General features: G+C 66.6%; 21 protein-coding genes and 3 pseudogenes. 14 read left to right on the top strand and 10 right to left on the bottom strand.

Annotation, left to right across the window (positions count from 1 at the left end):
- Positions 1-148: 148 nt before the first annotated feature.
- A pseudogene (locus L1066_RS09205) lies at positions 149-313 on the bottom strand (helix-turn-helix domain-containing protein); the annotation flags it as partial.
- Between the two features lie 65 nt (positions 314-378).
- Between L1066_RS09205 and L1066_RS09200 the strand changes: the two are divergent.
- The 4 genes from L1066_RS09200 to L1066_RS09185 all read left to right on the top strand — a co-directional run bounded on the left by L1066_RS09200 (position 379) and on the right by L1066_RS09185 (position 4,948).
- On the top strand, positions 379-1,356 hold the full coding sequence (locus L1066_RS09200; RefSeq protein WP_235736047.1) for an NAD(P)/FAD-dependent oxidoreductase: 978 nt from the start codon (positions 379-381) through the stop codon (positions 1,354-1,356).
- Positions 1,357-1,848: 492 nt separating this feature from the next.
- On the top strand, positions 1,849-2,472 hold the full coding sequence (locus tag L1066_RS09195; RefSeq protein ID WP_235736046.1) for an MOSC domain-containing protein: 624 nt from the start codon (positions 1,849-1,851) through the stop codon (positions 2,470-2,472).
- A 26-nt stretch (positions 2,473-2,498) separates the two neighbouring features.
- A complete protein-coding gene (locus L1066_RS09190) occupies positions 2,499-3,629 on the top strand; it encodes a serine hydrolase domain-containing protein (protein ID WP_235736045.1) in 1,131 nt (376 codons plus the stop codon).
- Entirely contained in the window at positions 3,626-4,948 is a 1,323-nt protein-coding gene (locus L1066_RS09185; RefSeq protein ID WP_235736044.1) for a flavin-containing monooxygenase, read from the top strand. The genes L1066_RS09190 and L1066_RS09185 overlap by 4 nt, the downstream gene beginning before the upstream one ends.
- Positions 4,949-4,963: 15 nt before the next feature.
- Here the strand turns inward: L1066_RS09185 and L1066_RS09180 are convergent, their stop codons facing one another.
- The 3 genes and pseudogenes from L1066_RS09180 to L1066_RS09170 form a co-directional block, all read right to left on the bottom strand.
- Positions 4,964-5,827: a nicotinamide-nucleotide amidohydrolase family protein gene (locus tag L1066_RS09180; protein ID WP_235736043.1), complete on the bottom strand. Its 864-nt coding sequence runs from the start codon at positions 5,825-5,827 to the stop codon at positions 4,964-4,966.
- Positions 5,828-5,973: 146 nt separating this feature from the next.
- A pseudogene (locus L1066_RS28520) lies at positions 5,974-6,228 on the bottom strand (molybdopterin-binding protein); the annotation flags it as partial.
- 39 nt (positions 6,229-6,267) lie between these two features.
- A complete protein-coding gene (locus tag L1066_RS09170) occupies positions 6,268-7,980 on the bottom strand; it encodes a cation:proton antiporter (protein WP_235736041.1) in 1,713 nt (570 codons plus the stop codon).
- 326 nt (positions 7,981-8,306) lie between these two features.
- Between L1066_RS09170 and L1066_RS09165 the strand changes: the two genes are divergently transcribed.
- From L1066_RS09165 to L1066_RS09150, 4 genes are all read left to right on the top strand, one after another.
- The gene (locus L1066_RS09165; RefSeq protein ID WP_235734836.1) at positions 8,307-8,594 is read left to right on the top strand and encodes a transposase; all 288 of its coding nucleotides are present in this window, start codon (positions 8,307-8,309) and stop codon (positions 8,592-8,594) included.
- Positions 8,591-9,460, top strand: a complete 870-nt coding sequence (locus L1066_RS09160; RefSeq protein WP_235734837.1) for an IS3 family transposase — start codon at positions 8,591-8,593, stop codon at positions 9,458-9,460. Before L1066_RS09165 ends, L1066_RS09160 begins: the two co-directional genes overlap by 4 nt.
- A 179-nt stretch (positions 9,461-9,639) precedes the next feature.
- Positions 9,640-9,927 carry a transposase gene (locus L1066_RS09155; RefSeq protein WP_235736040.1) on the top strand — a complete coding sequence of 96 codons (288 nt, stop codon included), beginning with the start codon at positions 9,640-9,642 and terminating at the stop codon, positions 9,925-9,927.
- On the top strand, positions 9,924-10,793 hold the full coding sequence (locus L1066_RS09150) for an IS3 family transposase (RefSeq protein WP_235736072.1): 870 nt from the start codon (positions 9,924-9,926) through the stop codon (positions 10,791-10,793). Before L1066_RS09155 ends, L1066_RS09150 begins: the two co-directional genes overlap by 4 nt.
- Here L1066_RS09150 and L1066_RS09145 read toward each other — a convergent pair.
- A complete protein-coding gene (locus L1066_RS09145; RefSeq protein ID WP_235736039.1) occupies positions 10,766-12,349 on the bottom strand; it encodes a DUF222 domain-containing protein in 1,584 nt (527 codons plus the stop codon). The two genes, L1066_RS09150 and L1066_RS09145, sit on opposite strands and share 28 nt — an antisense overlap.
- A gap of 447 nt (positions 12,350-12,796) precedes the next feature.
- Here L1066_RS09145 and L1066_RS09140 point away from each other — a divergent pair, with 447 nt between their 5' ends.
- The 3 genes from L1066_RS09140 (at position 12,797) to L1066_RS09130 (ending at position 15,422) form a co-directional block, all read left to right on the top strand.
- Positions 12,797-13,624, top strand: coding sequence for a class I SAM-dependent methyltransferase (locus L1066_RS09140; RefSeq protein WP_283095341.1), 828 nt, complete (start codon positions 12,797-12,799; stop codon positions 13,622-13,624).
- A gap of 236 nt (positions 13,625-13,860) precedes the next feature.
- On the top strand, positions 13,861-14,358 hold the full coding sequence (locus L1066_RS09135; RefSeq protein WP_235736037.1) for a GNAT family N-acetyltransferase: 498 nt from the start codon (positions 13,861-13,863) through the stop codon (positions 14,356-14,358).
- A 26-nt stretch (positions 14,359-14,384) separates the two neighbouring features.
- Entirely contained in the window at positions 14,385-15,422 is a 1,038-nt protein-coding gene (locus tag L1066_RS09130) for an FUSC family protein (protein ID WP_235736036.1), read from the top strand.
- A gap of 13 nt (positions 15,423-15,435) precedes the next feature.
- Here L1066_RS09130 and L1066_RS09125 read toward each other — a convergent pair.
- Positions 15,436-16,137, bottom strand: a pseudogene (locus L1066_RS09125) (TIGR03619 family F420-dependent LLM class oxidoreductase); the annotation flags it as partial.
- A gap of 325 nt (positions 16,138-16,462) precedes the next feature.
- Here L1066_RS09125 and L1066_RS09120 point away from each other — a divergent pair.
- Together L1066_RS09120 and L1066_RS09115 are read left to right on the top strand one after the other, a co-directional pair.
- Positions 16,463-16,831, top strand: a complete 369-nt coding sequence (locus tag L1066_RS09120) for a VOC family protein (protein ID WP_235736034.1) — start codon at positions 16,463-16,465, stop codon at positions 16,829-16,831.
- A 634-nt stretch (positions 16,832-17,465) separates the two neighbouring features.
- Positions 17,466-18,500, top strand: a complete 1,035-nt coding sequence (locus L1066_RS09115; RefSeq protein WP_235736033.1) for a hypothetical protein — start codon at positions 17,466-17,468, stop codon at positions 18,498-18,500.
- A gap of 125 nt (positions 18,501-18,625) precedes the next feature.
- Here the strand turns inward: L1066_RS09115 and L1066_RS09110 are convergent, their stop codons facing one another.
- The 4 genes from L1066_RS09110 to L1066_RS09095 all read right to left on the bottom strand — a co-directional run bounded on the left by L1066_RS09110 (position 18,626) and on the right by L1066_RS09095 (position 22,112).
- On the bottom strand, positions 18,626-19,501 hold the full coding sequence (locus L1066_RS09110) for a hypothetical protein (RefSeq protein WP_235736032.1): 876 nt from the start codon (positions 19,499-19,501) through the stop codon (positions 18,626-18,628).
- 219 nt (positions 19,502-19,720) lie between these two features.
- The gene (locus L1066_RS09105; protein ID WP_235736031.1) at positions 19,721-20,968 is read right to left on the bottom strand and encodes a TerC family protein; all 1,248 of its coding nucleotides are present in this window, start codon (positions 20,966-20,968) and stop codon (positions 19,721-19,723) included.
- On the bottom strand, positions 20,950-21,189 hold the full coding sequence (locus L1066_RS09100; protein WP_235736030.1) for a hypothetical protein: 240 nt from the start codon (positions 21,187-21,189) through the stop codon (positions 20,950-20,952). The genes L1066_RS09105 and L1066_RS09100 overlap by 19 nt, the downstream gene beginning before the upstream one ends.
- 176 nt (positions 21,190-21,365) lie before the next feature.
- Positions 21,366-22,112, bottom strand: coding sequence for a hypothetical protein (locus L1066_RS09095; RefSeq protein ID WP_235736029.1), 747 nt, complete (start codon positions 22,110-22,112; stop codon positions 21,366-21,368).
- 60 nt (positions 22,113-22,172) lie between these two features.
- Between L1066_RS09095 and L1066_RS09090 the strand changes: the two genes are divergently transcribed.
- Positions 22,173-23,465 carry a glutaminase gene (locus L1066_RS09090; protein WP_235736028.1) on the top strand — a complete coding sequence of 431 codons (1,293 nt, stop codon included), beginning with the start codon at positions 22,173-22,175 and terminating at the stop codon, positions 23,463-23,465.
- Positions 23,466-23,484: the final 19 nt, after the last annotated feature.

The raw sequence follows: 23,484 nt of genomic DNA, 5'->3' as shown, positions 1-23,484 counted from the left end.
GGATGCCGCCGGGCCGCTTCGTGAGGGGGATGACCGTCATGCCGTGGTGGGTCACCGGACGCAGCGTGACGCGCGGGTCGCCGGTGTCGGGTGCGTCCACGAGGTCGTCGAGGGTGACGTCGTAGGCCCGGGCGAGGGGCAACAGGAGCTCCAAGGTCGGCCGCCGACTCCCTGATTCGAGTCGGGAGAGGGTGCTCACCGAGATCCCGGTCCGCTCGGCCAGGTCGGTCAGGGTGATGTTGCGGGTGGTGCGCAGCCCACGGAGTCGCGGGCCGACAGCTGCGAGGTGTGCGGTGGTGGGAGCGTCGTCCATGCGATCAGTTTGCCACTTCGGCAAAGAAGTTTGCTTCCACGCCGTGGGGTCCCGACACTCGGAGCATGGATGAGATCGAAGTGGATGTGATGGTGGTCGGCGGTGGCGCCGCGGGCCTGAGCGGGGCCCTGATGCTGGCGCGCGCCCGGCGGACGGTGCTGGTGGTGGACGGAGGACAGCCGCGCAATGCGCCGGCCGAAGGCGTGCACGGCCTGTTGGGCCACGACGGGCTTCCTCCCGGGGAACTGCTGGCTCGGGGCCGCGCCGAGGTGGCGTCGTACGGCGGCACGGTGGTGAAGGACACCGTCGTCGGAGTCGCGCGCGAGGGTGACGGCTTCCGGGTGGCCCTGGGGTCGGGCGGCGAGGTGGTGGCGCGTCGCATGTTGCTGGCCACGGGACTCGTGGACCGGCTCCCCGACGTGCCCGGCCTGATGGAGCACTGGGGCCACGACGTCGTGCACTGCCCCTACTGCCACGGGTGGGAGGTGCGGGATCGGCCGATAGCTGTCCTCGGCACCGGGGCGATGTCGTTCCACCAGGTGCAGCTCTTCCGGCAGTGGACCGACGACCTGGTCTTCGTCCAGCATGATGCGCCGGATCCGACCCGTGACGAGCGGCTGTTGATGGAGGCGCGTGGCATCCGGCACGTCTCCGGACGGGTGGTCGAAGTGCTCGCCGATGGTGGCGGGATCACGGGTCTCCGGATGGCGGACGGACAGGTCGTGGAACGCGCGGTCATCGCGGTGGCGACGCAGATGGAGGCGCGCGCCGAGGCCTTCTCGTCGCTGGGCCTGGTGGCTGTCGACCATCCGTCAGGGATGGGACGGCATGTCCCCGTCGATGCCCAGGGGCGTACCCAGGTCGAGGGACTCTGGGCGGCCGGCAACGTCACCGACCTCTCGGCGCAGGTCGGCATGGCCGCAGCCCAAGGAGCGCAGGCCGGCGCGATGATCAACATGGACCTCGTCCTCGCGGACGGGGCACGGGCCGTGAATGACCACCTCGTCCGGCTGGCCCCGGGACCGTCGGTGCGTCCGGCCTGAAAGCGGCGCTCGGTCCAGGGGGCGCACATGCAGGAGCCGCCCCGGCCGAGAAGGTGGGGCGGCTCCAGCAGTCCGAGGCCAGCTCAGGCGGCCAGGGAGTCGTCCAGGTCGCGAGTCTCGGTGGAGACCCAGTGGGCCACCAGGTGCTCGGTGCCATCGGAGTCGGACTCGATGGTCCAGTGCATCTCCATGTCACTCACCTGCCTTTCCTAGTTCGCCGGTTGTTCACCGTATGTTCACCTTAGCCCATCGGTGGAGGAAATGCTCGCGAACGAGGTGGTTTTCCCGGTCCGAGTGGGGAGAACGCGTCCCGAGTGAGGCGTGCGGTGGATGGGATACGTTCGTTCCATGCAGTCGCCACGAGTCCTGAGAGGTGGTTTCGCCGCACTCAAGGGCAGCCGGCACTGCTCCTACGCAACTGTCGACCTGGATGCCCATGGCCCTGTGGGCGATCGCGAATGGTGCCTCCTTGACGCGGCGAGGGGCAAGGTCATGAGCACCGTCTCCACGCCGCTCATGGACGTGGTGAGCGACTGGGACGGCAAGCGGCTCTCCGTGATGCTTCCCGACGGACGGGTGCTGGCCGAGGACCCGGAACCGACGGGGCCCTCCGGTGTCGTGGACTACTGGGGTCGCGAGGCCCACGTCACGCCCCACGACGGTGTCGTGAGCCAGGCGCTTGCCGACCACGTGGCGCGCGACGTGGTGCTCGCCCGTGCTGTGCGTGGCGACATCGTCTACGGCGCCCCGGTCACCATCTTGGGCAGCGCATCGTTGCACGACCTTGCGACTCGCATGGGGGAGCAGCAGCTGGTCGACCAGTCCGAGCGCTTCCGCTCGACCTTCCTCGTGGAGACCGGGCGGCCCGGCGAGGAGGATGACTGGGTGGGGCACGAGGTCCGGTTGGGGGACGCTGTCGTCAAGGTCGTCGGCAGGGTGGGCAGATGTGGGGTCATCAACTTCAATCCGACCACCGCAGGAGTCGAGGGCTCCGTGCTCAAGCAACTCGCGACGTACCGACCGAGCAACGAGCGTGGCGAGCCCTACTTCGCGGTGCTGGCGGAAGTGGTGAGGCCGGGCGCGGTGCCGGCAGTCGGGAGCGTCGGCTGGAAGTGAGCTAGAACACGTTCTACGGTGCCTCCATGGTGCACGGAGAGTTCCAGCCAGCATTCGGTCCGCTACGAGATCTTCTCGCTCGCAATCTCGAGGACGGCTCCGACCTCGGCGCGTCCCTCGCGGTGATCCACGACGACGAGTTGGTGGTCGACCTGTGGGGAGGTGAAGCGCGTCCCGGGGTGCCCTGGCAGCAGGACACCGTCGTGCAGGTCTGGTCGGTGACCAAGAGCATGGTCGGACTGGCCGCGTTGGTCCTGGCCGACCGGGGCGAGCTCGATCTCGACGCCCCCGTGGCGACGTACTGGCCGGAGTTCGGGGCCAACGGCAAGGACGGGGTGCTGGTGCGGCAGTTGTTGGGACACACCAGCGGTGTCCCGGGCTGGAGCCAGCAGATCAGTGTGGAGGAGTGCCTCGACCTCGTCGCCGCCGAGACGCTCCTTGCGGCCGAACGGCCGTGGTACGCACCGGGAAGTGCCCCGGCCTACCAGATCCTCGCCCATGGCCACCTGGTTGACGGGCTCGTACGCGGCGCCACCGGTCGGGGCGTGGCCGAGGTGCTGCGCGACGACGTCCTGGCACCGTTGGGTGCGGACTTCCTGCTCGGAGTGCCGGAGGCGGAGCTTGGTCGGTGCGCAGATCTGACCTCGCCTCCCGCGTCCACGATCGACCCCAAGAAGCTGCCACCCGACGCCTTCATCCTGCGCACGATCGCCAACCCGCTGTTGACGCCGAAGCGTTGCAACGAGGACGACTGGCGACAGGGACAGGTGGGCGGTGCCGGCGGGCACGGCAATGCCCGTGGGCTGGCCCGGGCGCAGGCGCTGGTCTCCCACGGCGGCGAGGTGGGCGGCGTACGCCTGCTGAGCAAGGAGACGGTGGACCGGATCTTCGAGACGCAGGCCGAGGGCATCGACCAGGTGCTGATGCTGCCCGTGCGCTGGGGCATCGGCTTCGCGCTTCCGGCTGCGGGTGCCCCCGCCATCGCGGACCGCGAGATCGCGTGGTGGACGGGTTACGGCGGCGCCATCGTCGTCAACGACGCCGCCACGCGCACCACGATCGCCTACACCCCCAACCGACTCGTCGAGCACCTGATGAGCTCCCCGCGCACCGATGCATACGTGCGCACCGCATTCGACTGCCTGGAGGCCCTGTGAACACCCCGCACGTCTGCATCATCGGCGCCGGTTGCTCCGGCATCACCACGGCCAAGCGTCTGAAGGACCACGGCATCTCCTACGACCAGCTCGAGATGAGTGACGAGGTCGGCGGCAACTGGTACTTCAAGAATCCCAACGGCCGTTCGTCGGTCTATGAGTCGCTGCACATCGACACGTCGACCACTCGACTCCAGTTCGAGGACTTCCCGGCGCCCGACGACTACCCGGACTTCCCGCACCACACCTTGATGCACGACTACTTCAAGGCGTACGTCGAGCACTTCGACCTGCGCGACAAGATCGAGTTCAACACCGAGGTCACCCGAGCGGTGCAGACCGACGGCGGGTGGGAGGTCACGCTTGGGTCCGGTGAGACCCGTTCGTACACGGACCTCGTGGTGGCCAACGGCCATCACTGGAAGCCGCGGATGCCCGACTACCCGGGTGAGTTCTCGGGCGAGATGATCCACAGTCACCACTACATCAACCCCTTCGAGCCGGTGGAGATGCGCGGCAAGCGGGTGATCGTGGTCGGTATGGGGAACTCCGCGATGGACCTCGGCTCCGAGCTCTCGAGTCGCTGGATGGCTTCGAAGCTCTACGTGTCGGCACGACGCGGCGTGTGGGTGCTGCCCAAGTATCGCAACGGCATGGCGGCGGACAAGATGATGGCGCCGCCCGACATCCCCAAGGAGCAGGCGCTCGCGGCGTCGCGCCAGTTCATCAGAGACCTGGTCGGCAACATGAGCAACTACGGACTGCCCGAGCCCGACCACGAGCCGCTGGCCGCCCACCCGTCGGTCAGTGCCGACTTCCTGACCAGGGCGGGCTCGGGTGACATCCACATGCTGCCCGAGATCACCCGGCTCGACGGTCACACCGTCCACCTCGCCGACGGCTCCAGCGTCGAGGCCGACGTGATCATCTGCGCCACGGGCTATGACATGTCGTTCCCGTTCTTCGACGAGTCCGACAAGCACCTCCACCCGGACGCCGATCACCGTTTCCCGCTCTTCAAGCGGATGGTGAAGCCGGGGGTGGACCACCTCTTCTTCCTGGGCTTGGCCCAGGCCTCCCCGACCATCGTCAACCTCGCCGAGCAGCAGTCGAAGCTGCTGGCGAAGTTGTTGCTGGGCGACTATGCGCTGCCCTCGGTGGAGGAGCAGGTGCAGATCATGGAGTCCGACGAGGCGGCCCACCTCGGGCAGTACTACGCCTCCAAGCGGCACACCATCCAGGTCGACTTCGCTCGCTACGTCGCCGACCTGCTGCAGGAGGTCGAAGCGGGGGAGCGCCGGGTCGTCGCCGCCGGCTGATCGCGCCGCACCTACTCAGGTGGTGGTCAGCGCCTTGCGCAGGAGGTGCAGGGCGCTGACCACGCTGCGTTGCCGGATGGTGGTGCGGTCACCACCGAGCTGCAGTCGACGGTGCCAGGTGCGGTCGGGGCCGGCGACCGCGATGTGGACGAGTCCGACGGGCTTGTCCGGCGTGCCACCGCCCGGGCCGGCGACACCCGTGGTGGAGAGGCCGTACGTCGTGCCGAGCCTCGAGCGAGCACCTTCTGCCATGGCGCGAGCGACCTCCTCGCTCACTGCACCGACGTCGGTGATCAACTGGGCCGGGACGCCGACCTCCGCGGTCTTGGCCTCGTTGGAGTAGGTGACGAATCCACCCACGAGATAGGCGGACGAGCCGGCGAGGTCGGCGAGCCGGCCGGCCAGCAGACCCGCGGTGCAGGACTCCGCGGTCGCGACGGTGGCATGGTGATCCAGCAGGAGGTCGGCCACGACCCGGTCGATGTCGCGCCCGTCGGTGCTGTAGATCTGCTCGCCGAAGTGTGCGTCCAGAGCGGCTGCCAAGCTCGCGTAGGAGTCGGCGGCAGCCGGCGAGAACCGGGTCACCACCTCGAGTTCGCCGTCGCGCATGCAGGTGGTGATCTCGAGGCCAGCGGTGGTGCGGTCGACCTCGTGTTGGCGCAGCGTCGCCGCGAGCTCGGATTCAGGGGGACCCCAGATCCGCACGGTTTCCTGGCGGATGGATTCAGCGGCCCGGATCGAGGCCGTGACGAGTGGGTCGGCAACTGCGGCCGGCCACATGGCCTGGAGCTCTGCAGGAGGCCCCGGCAGGACCAGCACGGGCGGTGCCAGGTCAGCCGGCACCACCAGACCAGGTGCGGTGCCAGTGGGTTCGAGCACGTGGGCCCCCTCGGCACGCGTGCCTGCTTCTCGACTCCACGCACCAGGTCGGCAGTGATCGCCCAGCCGCGCGCGTGCGCGAGGCGTTCGACGATGGCTCGGATCCGCCCGGCAAGGGCATCGTCCACCGTCAGCTCCCGCCCCTGATGGGCGCTCACCACCTCGACCGTCAGGTCATCGGCGGTGGGGCCGAGACCTCCAGTGGTGATGATGATGTCGTGGTCGCGGAGGAAGGCGAGGGCGGCGGTCAGGTCATCGGGCCGGTCGCCCACGATGACGGTGCGGCCGACGTCGACGCCGGTCAGACGTAGTTGCTCCGCGAGCCAGGGGCCGTTGCTGTCCGGAACGCGTCCGGTCAACACCTCGGTGCCGGTGACGATGATTCCTGCGCGTGCACTCATGTCGTGACCCTAGGGGAGTGGTTGTCGTGTCCGCGCACCTCAGATGCCGGCATTGAGACGCTGCTCCTCACGGTCGAGCAGTGCCTCGGCCGACCGATAGGTCTCGCTCGTGTAGGCGCCGATCGAACGCTCGACGAGCAGGGCTTCGCGCATGGTGTCGAGATAGAGGCGCTGGACGAGAAGGGACTGCTCGCGGGCACCTGGCTTGGACGTGCGCAGATGCTGGATGTGTCCGAGGAGGATGGGCATGAAGCGATGCTTGAGGGACTCCGCAAGCTCGGGGTCGATACGTTCCCCGGCGATCTCCAGGTCCTCCATGGGCCCCAACTGCTCCGTCGTTGCTGCGGCCATCTGCTTCATGAGGGCGAAGAAGTCGCCCTGCTTCTCGGCTGGATCGGTGCTTTGGAGGTCCAGGCGACGGATCATCGGTGGAAGCGTGAGCCCGAACAGCATGAGGGAGACGACAGCAACCAGCACCGCGACCACGACGAGGGTGTTGCGGTGGTCGGCGTCGACCGGGATCGTCTGGACGGCGGCCAGGGTCACCACACCGCGCATGCCGGACCAGGCCAGGACCAACCCGGATCTGCCGGTGAGGGGTTCCCGCAGGGCAAAGGCGACGTCGGCCGAGTGACGGCGTACGTAGTGCCGCGCCTTGTCGAGCCGCTCCATCTCGCGTGTCGTGGCGGGGTCGAACTCATCGAGGCGCTGCTTGACGGTCTTGATGCGTTCGCGGCGGCGTGAGGTGCGGTCGCTCCGCAGCCGACGGTCCATCAACAACGGGCCCGCGACGCCCACGAAGCGGATCACGACGAGCAGCCCGAAGACGACCGCGACGAGGGAGACGATGCGAAGATCCGACGACTCCTCGCGGGCCGCGTCGATGATGTCCATGAGCTCGAAGCCCATGACGAGGAAGACAGCGTTCTCCAGGAGGAAGGAGATCGTCATCCAGTTCGTGTGCTCCATCTGGCGATCGCGGGCAGTGAAGCGGCGGCTCGCTTCGTGGCCCGTCACCAGACCTGCCACCACGACGGAGAGGACGCCGGAGGCACCGATCTCCTCGGCCGGCATGAAGGCCACGAAGGGGACGACGAAGGAGATGGCGGTGTTGAGCACCGGGTCGGCCAGCCGTTGTCTGACCAACACCGTCAGCCATCCAGCGGCGAGGCCGACGAGGATCGCGCCGGCGACTGCCCAACCGAAGTCGAGGACCGCGCCGCCGAGGCTGAAGGTACCCACGGATGCCGCTGCGAGCGCGGAGCGGAGTACGACGAGAGCGGATGCGTCGTTGACGAGGCTCTCGCCCTCGAGGATCGACATGACTCGTGGCGGCAGGCCGAGACGGCGCCCGATGGCTGTCGCTGCGACGGCGTCAGTCGGGCTGACCACGGCACCGAGCGCAACCCCGAGTGCGAGGGGGATGCCGAAGACCAGGTGCACGACGATGCCGACCAGGAGTGCTCCCACGACCACGAGCACCATGGCCAGCCACGTGATCATCGCGAAGTTTCGTCTGACGTCGATCACCGGCAGGTTCACCGCTGACGCATAGAGCAGCGGTGGCAGGACTCCGGTGAGGATCAGCTCGGGCGACACGTGAACCGCAGGGATCCCGGGAATGAAGCTCGCCAGGACCCCCAGCGCGAGGAGCAGCAGGGGAGCAGCAACGCCCGTCCGCCGAGAGAATGCGAGAGCCAGGATGGAGATGACGAGGCCGCCGCCCGCCATGTAGAGGTACTCGTGATGCACCTTGCGAGTTTAGGGCCCTCCCGCAGCCCCCGCTCGATACACGCAGCCCAGCAGCCCAGCCCACCCCCGCCGGTCGAGCCCGTCGAGACCAGGTCGCGCTGTCGTTGGTCGAGCTTGTCGAGACCAGGTCGCCCTGTCATTGGTCGAGCCCGCTGTCGTTGGTGGAGCCCGCTGTCGTTGGTCGAGCCCATCCTCGTTGGTCGAGCTTGTCGAGACCAGCCTCCGGTGGCCCGGTCAGGCTGCGTGGCTGAAGGGGTTGGGAGCCTGACCCGGTAGCCCGGACACCTGATCTGTAGCGATGATCGTTGCAGGAGAGGAGTCTGTAGATGCCTGCACCACACCCACCGGAGTTCCGCCGCAGGGCGATCGACCTGGCCCGCCAGCCGGGCGCGTCGGTCGCGAAGGTTGCCAAGGAGCTTGGGATTAGCGAGTCCGGCCTGCGCCGCTGGATGGACCAGGACGATGTCAACACCGGCCGGAGGGAAGGCCTGTCGACGAACGAGCGCGAAGAGCTCGTCAGGTTGCGTCGGGAGAACCGTCGTCTGGAGATGGAGCTGGAGATCACCAAGCGGGCAGCAGCGCTGTTCGCGAAGGAGAACGTGCTCCCAAAATGAGGTACCGGCTGGTCAGGGACCTGGCCGCGGACGGGTTCGACGTCGCGGTGTCCTGCCGGGTGCTGAAGGTCTCGAGGTCGGGCTACTACGAGTGGGCCAAGCGACCGCCCTCGGACCGCGATGTCGCCGATGCCTATCTGGCGAACACGATCGTCGCGATCCACGACGCTTCACGTCTGTCCTATGGCTCCCCACGGGTCCACGCAGAGCTCCGGCTCGGGATGGGCATCAAGGTCGGCCGCAAGCGGGTCGCGAGGCTGATGCGGATGCTCCGGGTGGCCGGTATCAGCCATCGGCCGAAGAAGCGGCACAAGCCAGCTGCGGCGGTCCATGAGGACCTCGTGCAACGAAAGTTCGTCGCCGATGGGCCGGATCGTCTGTGGTGCACCGACATCACCGAGCATCCGACCCGGGGCGGGAAGGTCTACTGTTGCGCGGTCCTGGACGTGTTCAGCCGACTCGTCGTGGGCTGGTCGATCGCGGACCACATGCGATCAGACCTCGTCGTCGACGCGTTGCAGATGGCGACCTGGCGACGACGTCCCGAGGGCACCATCGTGCACTCCGACAGGGGCAGTCAGTACACGTCGTGGGTGTTCGGGCACCGGCTGCGTGATGCCGGACTGCTCGGATCCATGGGCCGGGTCGCCTCGTCGGTGGACAACTCGATGATCGAGTCGTTCTGGTCGACCATGCAACGCGAGCTGCTCGACCAGCAGCCGTGGGAGACCATCGACGAGCTCGGCAGAGCGATCTTCGAGTGGATCGGGGCCTGGTACAACCCGCGCCGCCGGCACACCTCCCTGGGCATGCACGCCCCGGCCGAGTTCGAAGCCCTTCACACCGCCGCCACACCGGCGGCATGATCAACACACCAACCGTGTCCGGAGAACCGGGTCAGGCTCCGTTGAGGGGGTCGGGTGGTGCGTTGTCGGGTGGCGGTGGATGCAGTGTCGGCTGCGGTGTCTGCTCGTGCCGTCTGACCTGTAATCGGTTTCCCGGACACCGAAGTTGAGGCGATGATCGTCTCGGAGAGGAGTCCGTTATGCCGGCACCCAAGGACCCGGAGTTCCGTCGTCGTGCAGTCGAGCTGGCCCGGTTGCGGGAGAAGCCGATTGCACAGATCGCGAGAGATCTGGGGATCGCTGAATCGGGTTTGCGTCGCTGGATGGCTCAGGCCGACGTCGACGAGGGCAAACGAGAGGGGCTCTCGAGTGATGAGCGGGCCGAACTGGTCCGCTTGCGTCGGGAGAACCGCACCCAGGCCATGGAGATCGAGATCTTGAAGCGGGCGAGTGCCTACTTCGCCCGGGAGAACGTGCTCGGAAAATAGGTTTCCGGCTCGTTCGTGAGCTTGCCGCCGAGGGGTTCCCTGTGGCGGTGACGTGCCGGGTCCTGGGTGTCTCGACGTCGGGCTACTACGAGTGGGCCAGACGTCCGCCGTCGAAGCGCGATGTCGAGGACGCCTACCTGCTCGACGTGATCATCGAGGTCCATGCCGCTGCCCGGGCCACCTACGGGGTGCGGCGGGTGCATGCCGAGCTGGTGCTGGGCCGCTCCCACCAGGTTGGTCGCCGTCGCATCGCCAAGCTGATGCGCTGCCACGGCCTGTCCGGTGTCCACCGCCGCCGCTGGCGCCACCAGCAGCGGTCTGAGGCGACGTGGCCCGACCACGTGCAACGTCAGTTCACCGCTGAGCATCCGGACCGGTTGTGGGTCACCGACATCACCCAGCACCGCACCAGTGAGGGCTGGGTCTACTGCGCCGCAGTCCTCGACGTGTACTCCCGCCGGGTCGTGGGCTGGTCGATCGCCGACCACCTGCGCACCGAACTGGTCGTGGACGCCCTCGAGATGGCCAGGCTGCGGCGCAAGCCGGTCGGTACGATCCTGCACTCGGACCGCGGCACCCAGTACACCTCTTGGCTCTTCGGCCACCGCTTGCGCGAGGCCGGTCTGCTGGGGTCGATGGGCAAGGTCGCCTGCGCCTACGACAACGCACTCATGGAGTCGTTTTGGGGATCGATGCAGATCGAACTGTTGGACCGCCGCTACTGGACCACACGAGCCGAGCTCGCGAACGCGATGTTCGAGTGGATCGAGGCCTTCTACAACCCCGTCCGACGCCACTCCGGACTCGGCTACAGGTCACCCGTCGAGTTCGAACGCCTTCACACCGCCGCCCAACCAGCGGCATGATCACCACACCAAAACCGTCCGGGAAACCGATTACAGGTCAGTCGGGGTCGGTTGATGAGTGCTTCGGCGACCTCGGGGTCGATCTGCTGGCTGCCGGTGTGGTCGACGAGAAATGCCTGGTGGTGGGGTGTGGTCCACACGTATTCCCCCGGGCCGGTCTGTGCTGCCTGGTAGCCGGCGTGGGTTTTGTAGCGGTGGTGGCGCCTGCCGAGGGGTCCGGAGTTGTGGCTGCCGGTCTGCTTGTCATCCCCTTCGGGTTGGTAGGGGTGGACGTGGTCGTAGTCGAGTCGTCGGTTGGTGGAGTTGGCCCAGGGCCAGTAGTCGCCGCCGGTGGTGAGGTGCACTCGCTCCTTCAACGACTCGGGGTGTTCGTAGGCGGTGGCGCGGATCTTGTCGTGGAGGTCGATCACTGGTTTGACCACCACGGTTGCTCCGGCGAGGAGGCCGTGGAGTCGGGTCAGGGTCGTGGCGCCGAGGCCTTCGATGCGGGCGACGCCGACGGTGCCGTGCAGGGCTGTTTCGTGGAGGTGGACGTAGAGGGTGTGCTTGGGCCGCAGGATGCTCCAGTCGACGTCGGTGAGTCGGTCGAGGAGGTCGGCGGGGAACGCGATCGCCTTGTTCAACGGCCGCTGCTGGCTGCTGTGGTCATGCTGGTCGCCGCTCGGAGCACCTGCACCTGCACTGTCGCCTGCGCCTGCACCTGTGTCGGTGGGCTCGGCTTCACAGTCGTTGTCGCGTCCGGTGGGTTCGGGTGCGGTGGGTGGGGTGGGGTTCCAGGGGTCGTGGGGGAGGTGGGGGTCGAGGTTGCCGTGGGGGTCGGTGTTCGCGGTCAGCAACGCCAACAGTTCGGCGGGGCGGGCGAGGTAGCCGAGTGCTTTGGCTCGTAGTTCGTCGGGGGTGTGGTTGTCGTGGCGGGTTTTGAGGATGTCGGCGACCCGGGCCACGGTGGCCTCCACATAGGTGGCGTCCCCTGCCTCGAGTCGGGCGATCAACGTGCGTAGGCCGTGTTCGTCGGTTTGGCCGAGGTTGACGTAGCGGCGCTTCTTCTCGGCTTCGACACGCGACTGGTGGAGGTCGGGGTCGGCTTCGATGATCTTGGCGGCGGTGATGTCGAGGATCCGTCCGGTGCCTTCGCGGTCCAGGATGGGGGCGATGGCGGTGTCGACCAGTCCGACTGCTGTGTGGGGGAGGTGGCGGGTGAGGCGGGCGATCTTGCGGACCACCCACACGTCCACGACGGCGTGTTGGGTTTTGGCCCAGGTCGACGGGAGTCGGTGGCGTAGGTCGAGGACGTCGGCGGTGGCGTTGATGGTGGCCATCACGCCGGTGTGGCGGGCCAGGGCGATCTCGCCCATGGCGTGGTCTTGCACCCCGGGTGTTCCTTGCCCGCCGGGGTGGATCAACGGACCGGATCCGGGGCCGTCGCCGGAGTGGACGTCAGCCCAGGCTGCGAGCACTTCGAGTTCGGCGACTTCCTCGAGCCGGCGTCGGTGCAGTGTTTCGGCGGCAGCCTGCAGCAGGTCGACTGCTGGGGTGTCTGCTGAGATGCCGGTCATCTTCGCTGCTCCTCACCTGTTCCGACGGGGTGGTTGGCGTGGTGTGGTCAGTGTTTCAGGAGGCTCCGACACTGTGGTCTTGTCGAACCCCCGGGGCCGGGTGGCTGGGCTGGTGAAGTCAGGTTGGCAAGGACCCCCGACACCACGCCCCCGGCAACACGGCGACGGCTTGAGAGGCCCTCCACCCGCCGCGGGCTCCTGGGAAGTGGAACGACAGAAGAGCCGTCCAACCCAGCCGTCGGCAAACAGGCCGTCTTGGCTGCGGCCGACGGCGACTGCTTCCGAGGCGGTGCGCCCACTTTGCCCGACAACCTGCAACGACCCGTCCGCTGAAGACCGGACGGAACCGAGCCACCTCGCCCGCGATGCGCACGCCTTCGGCCACGCACTTTCCAGCATCTGAGCACGACCGTGACAACACCGCAACCAAAGCCCTAGTCTCGATATATGAGTCAAAACGTCTCGAACAGCGGGCACAGGCGCAGGTACACACACGGGCACGAGCCCGCGACCTTGGCTTCTCACGGCACTCGCAGTGCCGCGAACTCCGCGGCGTACCTCCTTCCGGTGCTGAACGCCGGAATGCGGGTGCTCGACGTGGGCTGCGGCCCGGGGACCATCACGCTCGACCTCGCGGAGGTCATCGCGCCGGGACAGGTCGTCGGGGTGGAGAACGTCGAGGCGCCGTTGGAGGCGGCTCGCAAGGCCGCCGAGAGTCGCGGGGACACTCGCACGGTGTTCCAGCAGGGGGATGTCATGGCCCTGCCGTTCGACGACCACTCCTTCGACGTCGTGCACGCCCACCAAGTGCTCCAACACCTGACCGATCCAGTGGCAGCTCTCAAGGAGATGGCGCGGGTCTGCAAACCCGGCGGTTGGGTGGCTGCCCGCGATGCGGACTACGCAGGCATGGCCTGGCATCCGGAGCTGCCGGGTCTGGAGACGTGGCGTGGGCTCTATCGAGCTGTCGCTCGTGCGAACGGCGCTGAACCTGATGCCGGCCGGCGGATCCGCGCGTGGGCGAACGCGGCAGGTCTCGGCGATGCGCAGTTCACCTCGTCGACCTGGACCTATGCCGACCCGGAGATCTGCAGGTGGTGGGGCGAGAGCCAAGCCACGCGTTACAGCTCATCGGTCTTCACGACGCAGGCAGGGGAGCAGGGGGCAAGCACGCACCAACTGACGCAGATCGCTGCCGACTGGCGCGCTTGGAGTACCTCGCCTGATGCCTGGTTCACCATCTGGCATGGCGAGCTGTTGGCGCAGATCGCCTGATCGACGGGTCGACGAAGGGCGGTACCTCGACCTGTCGTGGTGTGCGGGACAGGCCGCGGTCACGGATGGGCGCGCAACGGTTGTTCAGCCCTGGTGCGTTGGGCCCGCTCCTGCACTGTCCACCAGCGCAGGAAGGACGCCACGCAGATGGCCGCGAGGGTGGCAGTCAGCCAGGCATCTGCGTAGTAGAGCCAAGCAAGTCGTGCTGTCGAACCAATCGTCAGTAGGTTGGGGTGGTGACTGATCTGCTGCGGCCCCTGACGGAGGAAGACCTACCCCTGCTGACGGGGGACGACGTGGGCTTCGACTACTTCGGCCCGCGTGCTCCCCGTCTGTCGGTTCCCGCCCCTGACCTGAACGACCAAGGCGGCTTTGCGGTGGTCGACGTCAGCGGACGACTCGTGGGCAGCGTGAGCTGGGTGTGGCAACGATGGGGACCGAACGTGCAGTCCCGCAACCCGATGATCGGCATCTGGCTCAGCGCACCTGCTCGCGGGCGTGGACTGGGAACAACGGCTCAGCGACAGCTGGTTGACCTGTTCTTCCGGCACACTGCTGTCAACCGCGTGGAAGCGCACACCGACGTGGAGAACATCGCCGAGCAGCGGGCGCTCGAGAAGGTCGGATTCACCCGAGAAGGTACGACGCGTGGTGCCCAGTGGCGTGACGGCGGCTACCGTGACGGCCACCTGTACTCGATCCTGCGAAATGAGTGGCAGACCGCGACCGCATGAGGCGACGGGCGCCCTAGTGTGGGGCCATGCAGTTCACGGCCGCCTTCCGCGCGACCAAGCGAGCGCCCTTGCTCCAGCTGGTGAAGACGGCGCTGGCCACGATGCTTGCGTGGGTGATCGCTGGTCTGCTCATCCCTGACGGTCCGCCGCCGGTCTTCGCAGCGATCGCAGCCATGCTCGTGGTCCAACCGAGCCTCAACCAGTCGCTCACCAAGGGAGTCGAGCGCAGCGTCGGGGTGATCGCAGGGGTCACCCTGGCATCGGGCCTGGGCATCGCGTTCGGTGACGACCCCTGGGTGGTCCTGATCGCTGTCGTGGCGGCCTTGGGGCTGGCGTGGGGGATGCGGATGACCACGGCGTCCGCGAACCAGGTGGCCATCAGCGCGTTGTTGGTGCTCGCGGTAGGGGCCTCCACCACCGAGTACGCCGTGGACCGTGTGGTGGAGACCTTCATCGGTGCGTTCATCGGGATCATCGTCCACCTGGCGCTGGTGCCCCCGGTCGCGCTCAACCCTGCTCGGCGCGCGCTGAACGATCTGGGGGAGGGGATCGCTGCTTCGCTCGAGCGGTTGGCGCGGGCCCTCCAGAGCCGACACACGGCGCAGGAGCTGCAGGAGCTGATGGAGTCGGCGCGGCTGCTGCACCCGTTGCGTGATGCAGCCGACGAGGCATTGGACGCAGCGGAGGACTCGCTGGCCCTCAACCCTCGAGGGCGCCACCATCGAGACGACCTGGCCGCACTACGGCAGAGTGTCGACAACTTCCGGCTGATCGTGACGCAGGTGCTCGGAATGACACGTGCGTACGTCGACCAGTACGACGACGAGGTGAGCTCCGAGCCCGCCGTACGTGGGATCGCCGAGGAGTTGCGACGTGCGGCACACGACACCCGCCGTCAGCTGCGCCTCACGCTGGCCGATCCCTACACGACGTTCACCGAGACATCACCCGCCCTGACCGCGCCGTTGAGTCTCAGCGCGCCGAAGGGAATGCGGTGGATCCTGGTCGGGTCCCTGATGGAGGACCTGCGCCGGATCCGGGAAGAGCTGGGCGCGCGCAACTGAGCGCGGTACCGCCTCAGCCCTGCTGGGAGTCGAGTCCCGCGAGTTCTGCGAACGCCTCCAGCTGCTCGAGGTAGTGCGCGAGGGATTCGTGCCAGACCGTCAGGTTCACCAGTGTGCCCCCGGCCTTCTCAGCCGTGTCGAGCATCGTCGTGACGCTGTCCGGATCCTTGATCGGATCCAGACGCGAGGCCGGGCTGAAGACGACGTCGAAACCGGCCGGCGGCGCGGCCTCGTCGAGCATCTGGCGCATGAGCTCAGGTGATGGACCCCGGAACGACTGCGGTGCAGGACACCACCCGTCGCCGAGCGTGACGGCCCTGCGCAGTGCGCGCTTGCTGTGACCGCCGACCCACAAGGGCAGTCGCTCCTGCGCTGCGTGCGGGTCGATGACCAGGTTCTCGAACGAGTAGTAGGGCCCGTCGTACGACACGACGCGGTTCGACAACGCCGCACGGAGCGCCTTGAGCGAGTCGTCGGCACGTGGGCCACGGTCCTTGAACGGTACGTCGAGCAGGTCGAACTCCTCCTCGAGGTTGCCGACGCCCAGACCGAGCACGAGCCGTCCTCCGCTCAGGTGGTCAAGGGTGCCGTACCTGCTCGCCAGCTCGAGCGGGTGGTAGAAGGGAAGCACCAGGACGTAGGGGAGGAACCGCAACCGCTGGGTGCACGCAGCCAGATAGGAGAACGTCGCCAACGGGTCGTAGAACCGCTCGCCGCGGGGAGCCCGGGCGGTACGGCGACGTGGTCACCGCAGGTCATGAAGTCGAACCCGAGCCGATCCGCGGCCTGGGCCACCTGGACCAATTCCTTGGTGCCGGCCGACTGTTCCCAGTCGGGCCGCTTGCCCGACAGCGCCACGATGGGCGAACTGATTCCGACTCTCATGTGTCAACCTCCATGTGCGCCTCGACGCTCGTCGAGCTGCCTCGAGTTCTACGCCGCGCGGGCTCCCAAGTGAACGTTGCTCCAACTGGGTGGACCCGAGGCGGCGGAGGGCGCAGTCTGATGAGTCTGGAGCCGAGCACGTCCAAGGAGCAGCGATGGCACACGGCGACATCACCCACGTTGACATCCCGGTGGCCGACATGGCCCGCGCGAAGGAGTTCTACGGCGCGCTCTTCGGATGGCAGATCGAGGTGCCAGCGGGCTTCGAGGAGTATCCGATGTGGCAAGCGCCGAACCAGATCAGCGGCGGAGGCCTCGCGCCTCGGTCAGAGGGGTTCGACCAGCCGCGTTCGTATGTCGAGGTCGATTCGATCGACGACACACTCGCGGTGGTCCAGCAACGGGGTGGCCGGGTCGTGATGGTGAAGAGTCCGATCAGTGACACCAGCTGGTGGGCAGCGTTCGAAGACCCGGACGGCAACGTCCTCGGCCTCTATGAGGGTGTCACCGCAATGCCCGAGTGACACCTCATGCGTGCCGAGCGGCACCAGACGCGGTGTTATGTCACCCTGGCGGCTGCTGAGGATCGCTCCTTGGTTCCGGCAATGTCAGTTCTGTGAGAGCGATTTTGAGCCGAGTAGTCGTTGTGCCGTGACTCTGAGAACCCAGCAGGAGTCGGCACTGCCGCCGAGGCCGGCAACATCTCCCTGGTTGGGCGCTACTGTCAGGATCGCGCTTACATTACATAATGTCAGTTATCGGCGCTTAAACAACGGGAGTATCAGTAGATGCAACTACTCCCGTCACCTGAGTTGGACACCGCTTCCCACCCGAACAGCAGCTGGGTATTCCGTGGCTACTCCCCTGGCCGGCACATCCAGGGCTCCAGCCTGCGCAGCAGGCTCACGACGGCTTTCAGCACTCGCGCTACACGGCTTGGCACCCTGCACGAGCTCACCAAGCTCGGGCCCGTGCCGATCATCGCCGACGCGCTCGGGTATCACCCGTCCACCATCGAGCGTCACGCAATCGGTTCGGGCAGCGTTTACGCCGAGTATGTAGGTGCCGCACGTGAACTAGGGAGTGGCCCCTACCCCGACCTACTTGTCCAGCCGGAGCGGGTGAAATCGCCCGGCGTAACACGCTAGGGGCTGAAACATGGATCTGCACTGGCTTCCAGAAGAGTTGCACCCGGTTGCTCTCCGCATAGCGCGCGCCGACGAGCAGGCTCTCGCCTTTGGTGAATTGGCGCTGCATTGGTCACGCGGCGACGGGGGTGCGGGGCCGCTGACCATCAGGCAAGTAGAGCGCCGCGAAGGTCTGCTGGACTTCGAGGTGCACGCGGTCCGCCCGGTGCCGCCGGCGACGTCCATGCTCTTCAGCGAGGCAATCAATCATCTCCGAGCAGCCATAGACAATGCGCTGTACGCACTCATCCAGAAGCAGCACGGTGCACCGCTCACGACTCTACAAGCCAGGGCGATCGCCTTCCCGATTCGCGACGACGAAGATGCACTGGTAGGTGATCTTCAGAAGATGACCAAGAAGGGGATCAGTTGTGTAGGTCCAGATACGCAACTTGGGAAACGAATTTCAGCACTGCAGCCGTTCAATGACACCGAATCCAAGATCCCCGCGATATCGCCAGCCTTGGCGATGCTGACTGGCGCCACCGACCTCGGCCATGCTCACCCTCTCAAACTGCTTCAGGCCTATTCCAACGAAGACAAGCATCGTGGCATCCGGCTGAGCGCCGCCGGTGTCATGGCTCAAGAGGAATCGGCGCCCCTGGCAGCGTCACAGATGAAGCCCGTGCAGGCCGGCGTCGTGCTTACCCAGGTGCTGAAGGGGGTGCCCGCCCTCTGGAGCACCAGTGCCGCAATCCTGTTGCAGCGCCCAGACGGTCGCTGGATCCCGCCAGGGCCCGAACTGGATCAGCTCACCGCGTATGTAGCGGAGGTTGTCCTTCCCACGCTGGTGACCGGCTTCACCATGCCGGGAACCCCAGTTCACATTGATTTAGGCGACAACAACCTGTCTGACGCTGAGCGTGTGGCCGCAGCTCTACCCGAGCGTGCCATGGCCAGAGCTCAAGCCATGTTCCGGAAGGCGTACTTCGAAGCTATCCAAAGGTCCCCCGAGTTTCCGCCGATCATCAGCAGCGACGAACTCGATTCCAGCGGTGCCGAGTAATCGCCGCGACAACCGAGCCAGCGGGCAGAGGTCTGATCGAACTTTACGGTGCGCGCAGATCTGATTTTGAGTGGCACGCCGGCCAGATTCTCGGCCACGCTCGCTCATGCCAAAGCGAAGACGGCTCAACAGGCGCCTAGGTTTCGCTCGTCACGAGCTGCTGAGAATGGTCTCCAGCCCTGCCCACGCAGCCATACATAGCCAGTAACAGCGTCCACCGCTGGGCTCCGACCAAGCCAGACTCCGTCAATGCCCTCAATGTCCAGGTCGACCTCCGGCAAGCCCTCAGTCTCGAACGAGCGGAGCATCGCAAACCCCTCGGTGAGCTCGACCCACAACCACAGGTGCCGTTCTGTCACGTCCCTAGCCGTGCGGAGCTTGCGCACGTCTGAACTGTGATCCCCGCGAAGTTCCTCGGTGAGAAGGGCGACTGGAAGATTCCGATCGGCCGGTCGGCTGACCTCGAATCCACGGCCGACGAAGACCTGGCCGCGATGCTCATCAAGTAATGCTTCGGAGGCGTCGTTGATGCGATCGACAATCGAGAGCCCGGCGCCGTTGAGGGCGCGGACGTGTTGCCACTCGGGCGGCCGCATCGACGGGGGCTCGAATGCGTGTTCCTGCCATTGGGCTGTCCGGATTGAATCCACCCCTAGCGACTCCAGCGGGGGCAGGTGACCGCGCATCGCGGCGATCGCTGTGTCGGCCTCCACGTCGCCTTCGTGGTGGGCGATCCAGCAACCAGTGAGTCCCTCGATCTCGAGCCAGCCGTCCGCCGCGGCTCGGTTCCAGCGATGGTCCCGCCCGACTCGATCTCCGTCTGCAATCGTGGAGATTTCGAGAGCGATCTTGTGCACTTCGCTCGTGATCGTGAAGTCGTGCATCCGGTCCTGGGAGCCGTCGTCGTACATGCAGCCTCGCATGGCGGTGCCGGTGATGGTGCCCAGCAGCTCCACCACCGCGTTTGCTGCCGCGTTCTCGCGGCTGCGCTTCCTTGTCATGTGCGCAACGCACCACGTTTCGGATCCGGCGTCAAGACGTAGGAGTGAACGACGTGGACAGCATCTGCCCTCCGGCCAGGTGCGCCTGGTCGTGGCGGCCTCGATGGCCGCAACTCCCGTCTCACGAGCTCCCGTGCCTACCAGTTGGCCGAAGTCGAGCGACAGTGGAGATGATCCCCACTGTCGCTCGACCCGGTCTGCCAGTTCAGTTCACGTTGCTCAACCGTCGTGCGCACCACGGGGCGGGATGAGCTTCGGTGCCGCATCCGGTCGGGCCTCTCCCCTGTCGACAGCTGCGTCGTGGCTGTCGCTGGCACGCTGCAGCAGTTCCATGAGCTCGTCCTGCTCACGGGCCCGCTGGCGATACTTCGGACCGAGCGCGATGATCTGGTCGCGTTCAGCGAGAAGCAGGTCATAGATCCGCTCGCGCTCGCTGGGCACCGCGGTGTACTCCGAGTCCAGGTACGACGTCGCGTGCCGGCGGGCGTTGTTGATGGCGGTCTGGGCCTTGCCTGCAGGGCTGTAGAGCGACGCCAGGACGGTCACGACCAGGACGCCGAGGATGACGGTCAGCGAAAGTCCGGTACTGATCTCCACCACGGGGATGTGCTCGCCGTCGTTGATGAACGGAATGTTGTTCTCGTGGAGGGCATGCAGGATCAGCTTGATGCCGATGAAGACGAGGATGGCGGCGAGACCGTAGGAGAGGTAGATCAGGCGGTCCAACAGTCCCTCGATGAGGAAGAACAACTGCCGCAGGCCCATCAACGAGAACGCGACCGCCGTGAACACCAGGTAGGTGTCCTGGGTCAGTCCGAAGATCGCCGGGATCGAGTCGAGGGCGAAGAGGATGTCGGTGCCGCCGATCGCCACCATCACCAGCAGCATCGGGGTCATCGCGCGCTTGCCGTTCTCGACCGTGAACAGCTTGTCGCCGTCATAGTGGTCGGTGGTGTGCATGACCTTCCGGGCCAGCCGGATCACGAAGTTGTCGGCTTCCTGGGACTCGGGACCGTCGGGCTTGAGCATGTTGCCCGCGGTGAGGATGAGGATCAGCCCGAACAGGTAGAAGACCCACGCGAAGGAGTTGATCATCGCAGCGCCGACGAAGATGAACCCGGTGCGGGCGATGAGGGCGAAGACGATGCCGAACAGCAGCACCTTCTGTTGGTCCTCGCGCGGCACCCGGAAGCTCGTCATGATGATGAGGAAGACGAACAGGTTGTCGACGGAGAGGGCCTTCTCCGTGATGTAGCCGGCAAAGTACTCGCCCCCGGGCCCAGTGCCGCCGAAGAACAGGACACCGAGACCGAACGCCAGCGCGATGCCCACGTAGAGCGCCGACCAAACGGCTGCCTCCCGCAGCGTCGGGACATGGGCCTTGCGGACGTGGAAGAAGAAGTCGAAGAGCAGCAACCCAATGATGGCGCCGATCGTCAGCAGCCAGATCAGTGGTGTGACTTCCACCGAAAGCCCCCTCCCGGAATCAGGTGACGGTGGGTGCGACCGTGCGGGGCGTCGCCGCGATGCCGGTACCTGCGGGCCACGTCCATGGCCACCAGGGTCGCAAGCGCGCCGCCCCACACCGCAACACCGACCCACGAGGCCATCTCAGCGACCATGACTGCCTGCGGATCGATCGGCACCTGCTCCCGGAGCTCTGGCCGTTCGTCGAATGTGGTGGACATCGAAACCTCCATCGGTAGTGGTTCTTCTTCCGACGAAGGTCTTCCTCAGCTGGCGCTCCACGGGCCGGGCTGTGAGCCGGGTTGACGACACGTGGCTGGGAGGTACTCCCCTTCTACGGAAACAGTACATTGCCGTCGCAATGCCGTGGCTCATCAGCGACGGCAAGTCGCGTTGCTCAGCTGCGCACACCAGCGGCGGAGACGAGATTCAGTACCGCGTCTGCGACGACGTCCGCCTGCCACAGGAATTCGAGGTGCCCGCCGTCCAACCTGCGCGTCGGCCAGGCGCGACGGGTCGCGAAGTCGAGCTGCTCGGCGTACGTGTCGCCGAAGGCGAGATAGGCGTTGTTGCCCGAGGCCCATTCCTCCGGAGGCCGGATCCGAGCATCGAAGTAGCTCAGCGGCACGGACGGACAGCGCGAGTCGATGCTGGCCCAAACGCCAGAGGGAATCGTCCGCAGCATCTCCTCGCGCGACCACCAGCGTGTCCAGGGCGGAAGCAGACCCGACGATTCGTCGACCAGTGACGCCAAGTGGCCACGCAGTCCTTCGGGCGCGAGAGCCGCTGCACCGTCCGCAGGTGGCAACGCGGCATCCATGAAGACGATCGGAGCCTCGACGCCTACCGATGCCCGCACGGCGGGCGCCAGGAGTCCGGCGTTGCTGTGCGCAAGGAGCGCGGCGCCGAAAGAGCGCAGCCTCGCCGACGCCTGTGCTGTCCAGCGCTCGATGATCCGCTCCGGTGTGGACACGGGCCCGGTGGAGGCGACCGAACCATGCACGCCCCGTGCCGCCAACGCCTCTGCCAGGGAGTCGTACGCCGCGCTCGGCAGCAGCGGACTGGGAAGCACCAGCAGATCCATGCTGCTCGACTGTAGTTCGAGACCCATCGCCTGCGGGTGCTCCGGCTCGGGTGCCGACACCAGTAGCATCCGAGGCGCACCATCCGCGGTTGGATCCGGCCACATCAGGGAGCAATGCAGATGAAGTCACCCATCCCCGACTATCTCTCCGGGATCATGGACTCCTGTGCAGCCGATGTCTCCGGCGAACGTGCTGCGTACATACCGGAGCTGGCCGCGGCGGATCCGGATCGCCTTGCCGTCGCGTTGTGCACGGTCGACGGAGTGGTCTACGCCGTCGGCGACGCTGACGCGGAGTTCACGATCCAGTCGATCTCCAAGCCCTTCGTCTATGCCCTCGCATTGGCTGAGCGTGGCTTCTCGTCGACCTTGGACAAGGTCGGCGTCGAACCTTCCGGCGATGCCTTCAACGACTTCTCGCTCGAGCCCGACACCGGGCGTCCCCGGAACCCGATGATCAATGCAGGCGCTATCGCCACGCACAGCCTGATCGGCGAGCCCGGTGCCGGAGCCGAGGAACGCCAGGAACGTGTCCTCGCAGGCCTGTCCGCCTTCGCCGGGCGACGGCTCGAGGTCGATGAACGCGTGTTCGCCTCTGAACTCGAGACGGCGCATCGGAATCTCGCGCTGGCGCACATGCTCCGCAGCTACGGAATCATCGAGGACGATCCCGTCGAGGTGGTCCGGGGCTACACCCGGCAGTGCTCCGTCCTCGTCACCGTCCGGGACCTGGCCGTGATGGCCGCCACCTTGGCGAACGGCGGGCGGCACCCGACGACCGACGTGCAGGTGATCTCGGCGCGAGTTGCCCGGCAGGTTCTCAGCGTGATGACCACCAGCGGCATGTACGACGCCGCTGGCGATTGGGTGACCACCGTCGGGATCCCGGCCAAGAGTGGCGTGGCAGGCGGTCTGCTCGGGGCGCTTCCCGGCCAGGTCGGCGTGGCGACGTTCTCCCCAAGGCTCGACAAGCACGGGCACAGTGTCCGTGGTGTGCAGCTGTTCCGGCGGCTCACCGATGACATGGGGATGCACCTGATGGAGATCCCGTCCCCCGGGCAGGCCGTGCTGCGCAAGGTGCGGACCTTCGACGGCCCTCACGGAAGCTCGATGGTGTTCCAGTTGCAGGGCAGGTTGGGATTCACCACCGCCGAGGTGGTCGCTCGTGAGGTCGTCGAGCAGGCACCGACCACTGATCGGGTCATCTTCGACGTCGAGTTGCTCTACAAGGTCGAGGAGGTCGGCCGGGTGATGTTGCTGGAAGTGTGCCGCCGACTCAGCCTGGAGGGACGCGAGGTGATTCTCCTCGACTCCGAAGGGGTCCTGCCGAATCCGGTGCCCGGTAGCGGCGCGACGCTGAAGGTGGTCACGTCCCGCGAAGAGCTCATCGGTCTGGCCTCGGCCGACCAATGAGCATCGAGTGGAGCTGGGC

This window comes from Nocardioides alcanivorans (assembly GCF_021555175.1).
GTDB classification, from domain to species: domain Bacteria; phylum Actinomycetota; class Actinomycetes; order Propionibacteriales; family Nocardioidaceae; genus Nocardioides; species Nocardioides alcanivorans.
This window is presented reverse-complemented; position numbering and strand designations above follow the sequence as displayed.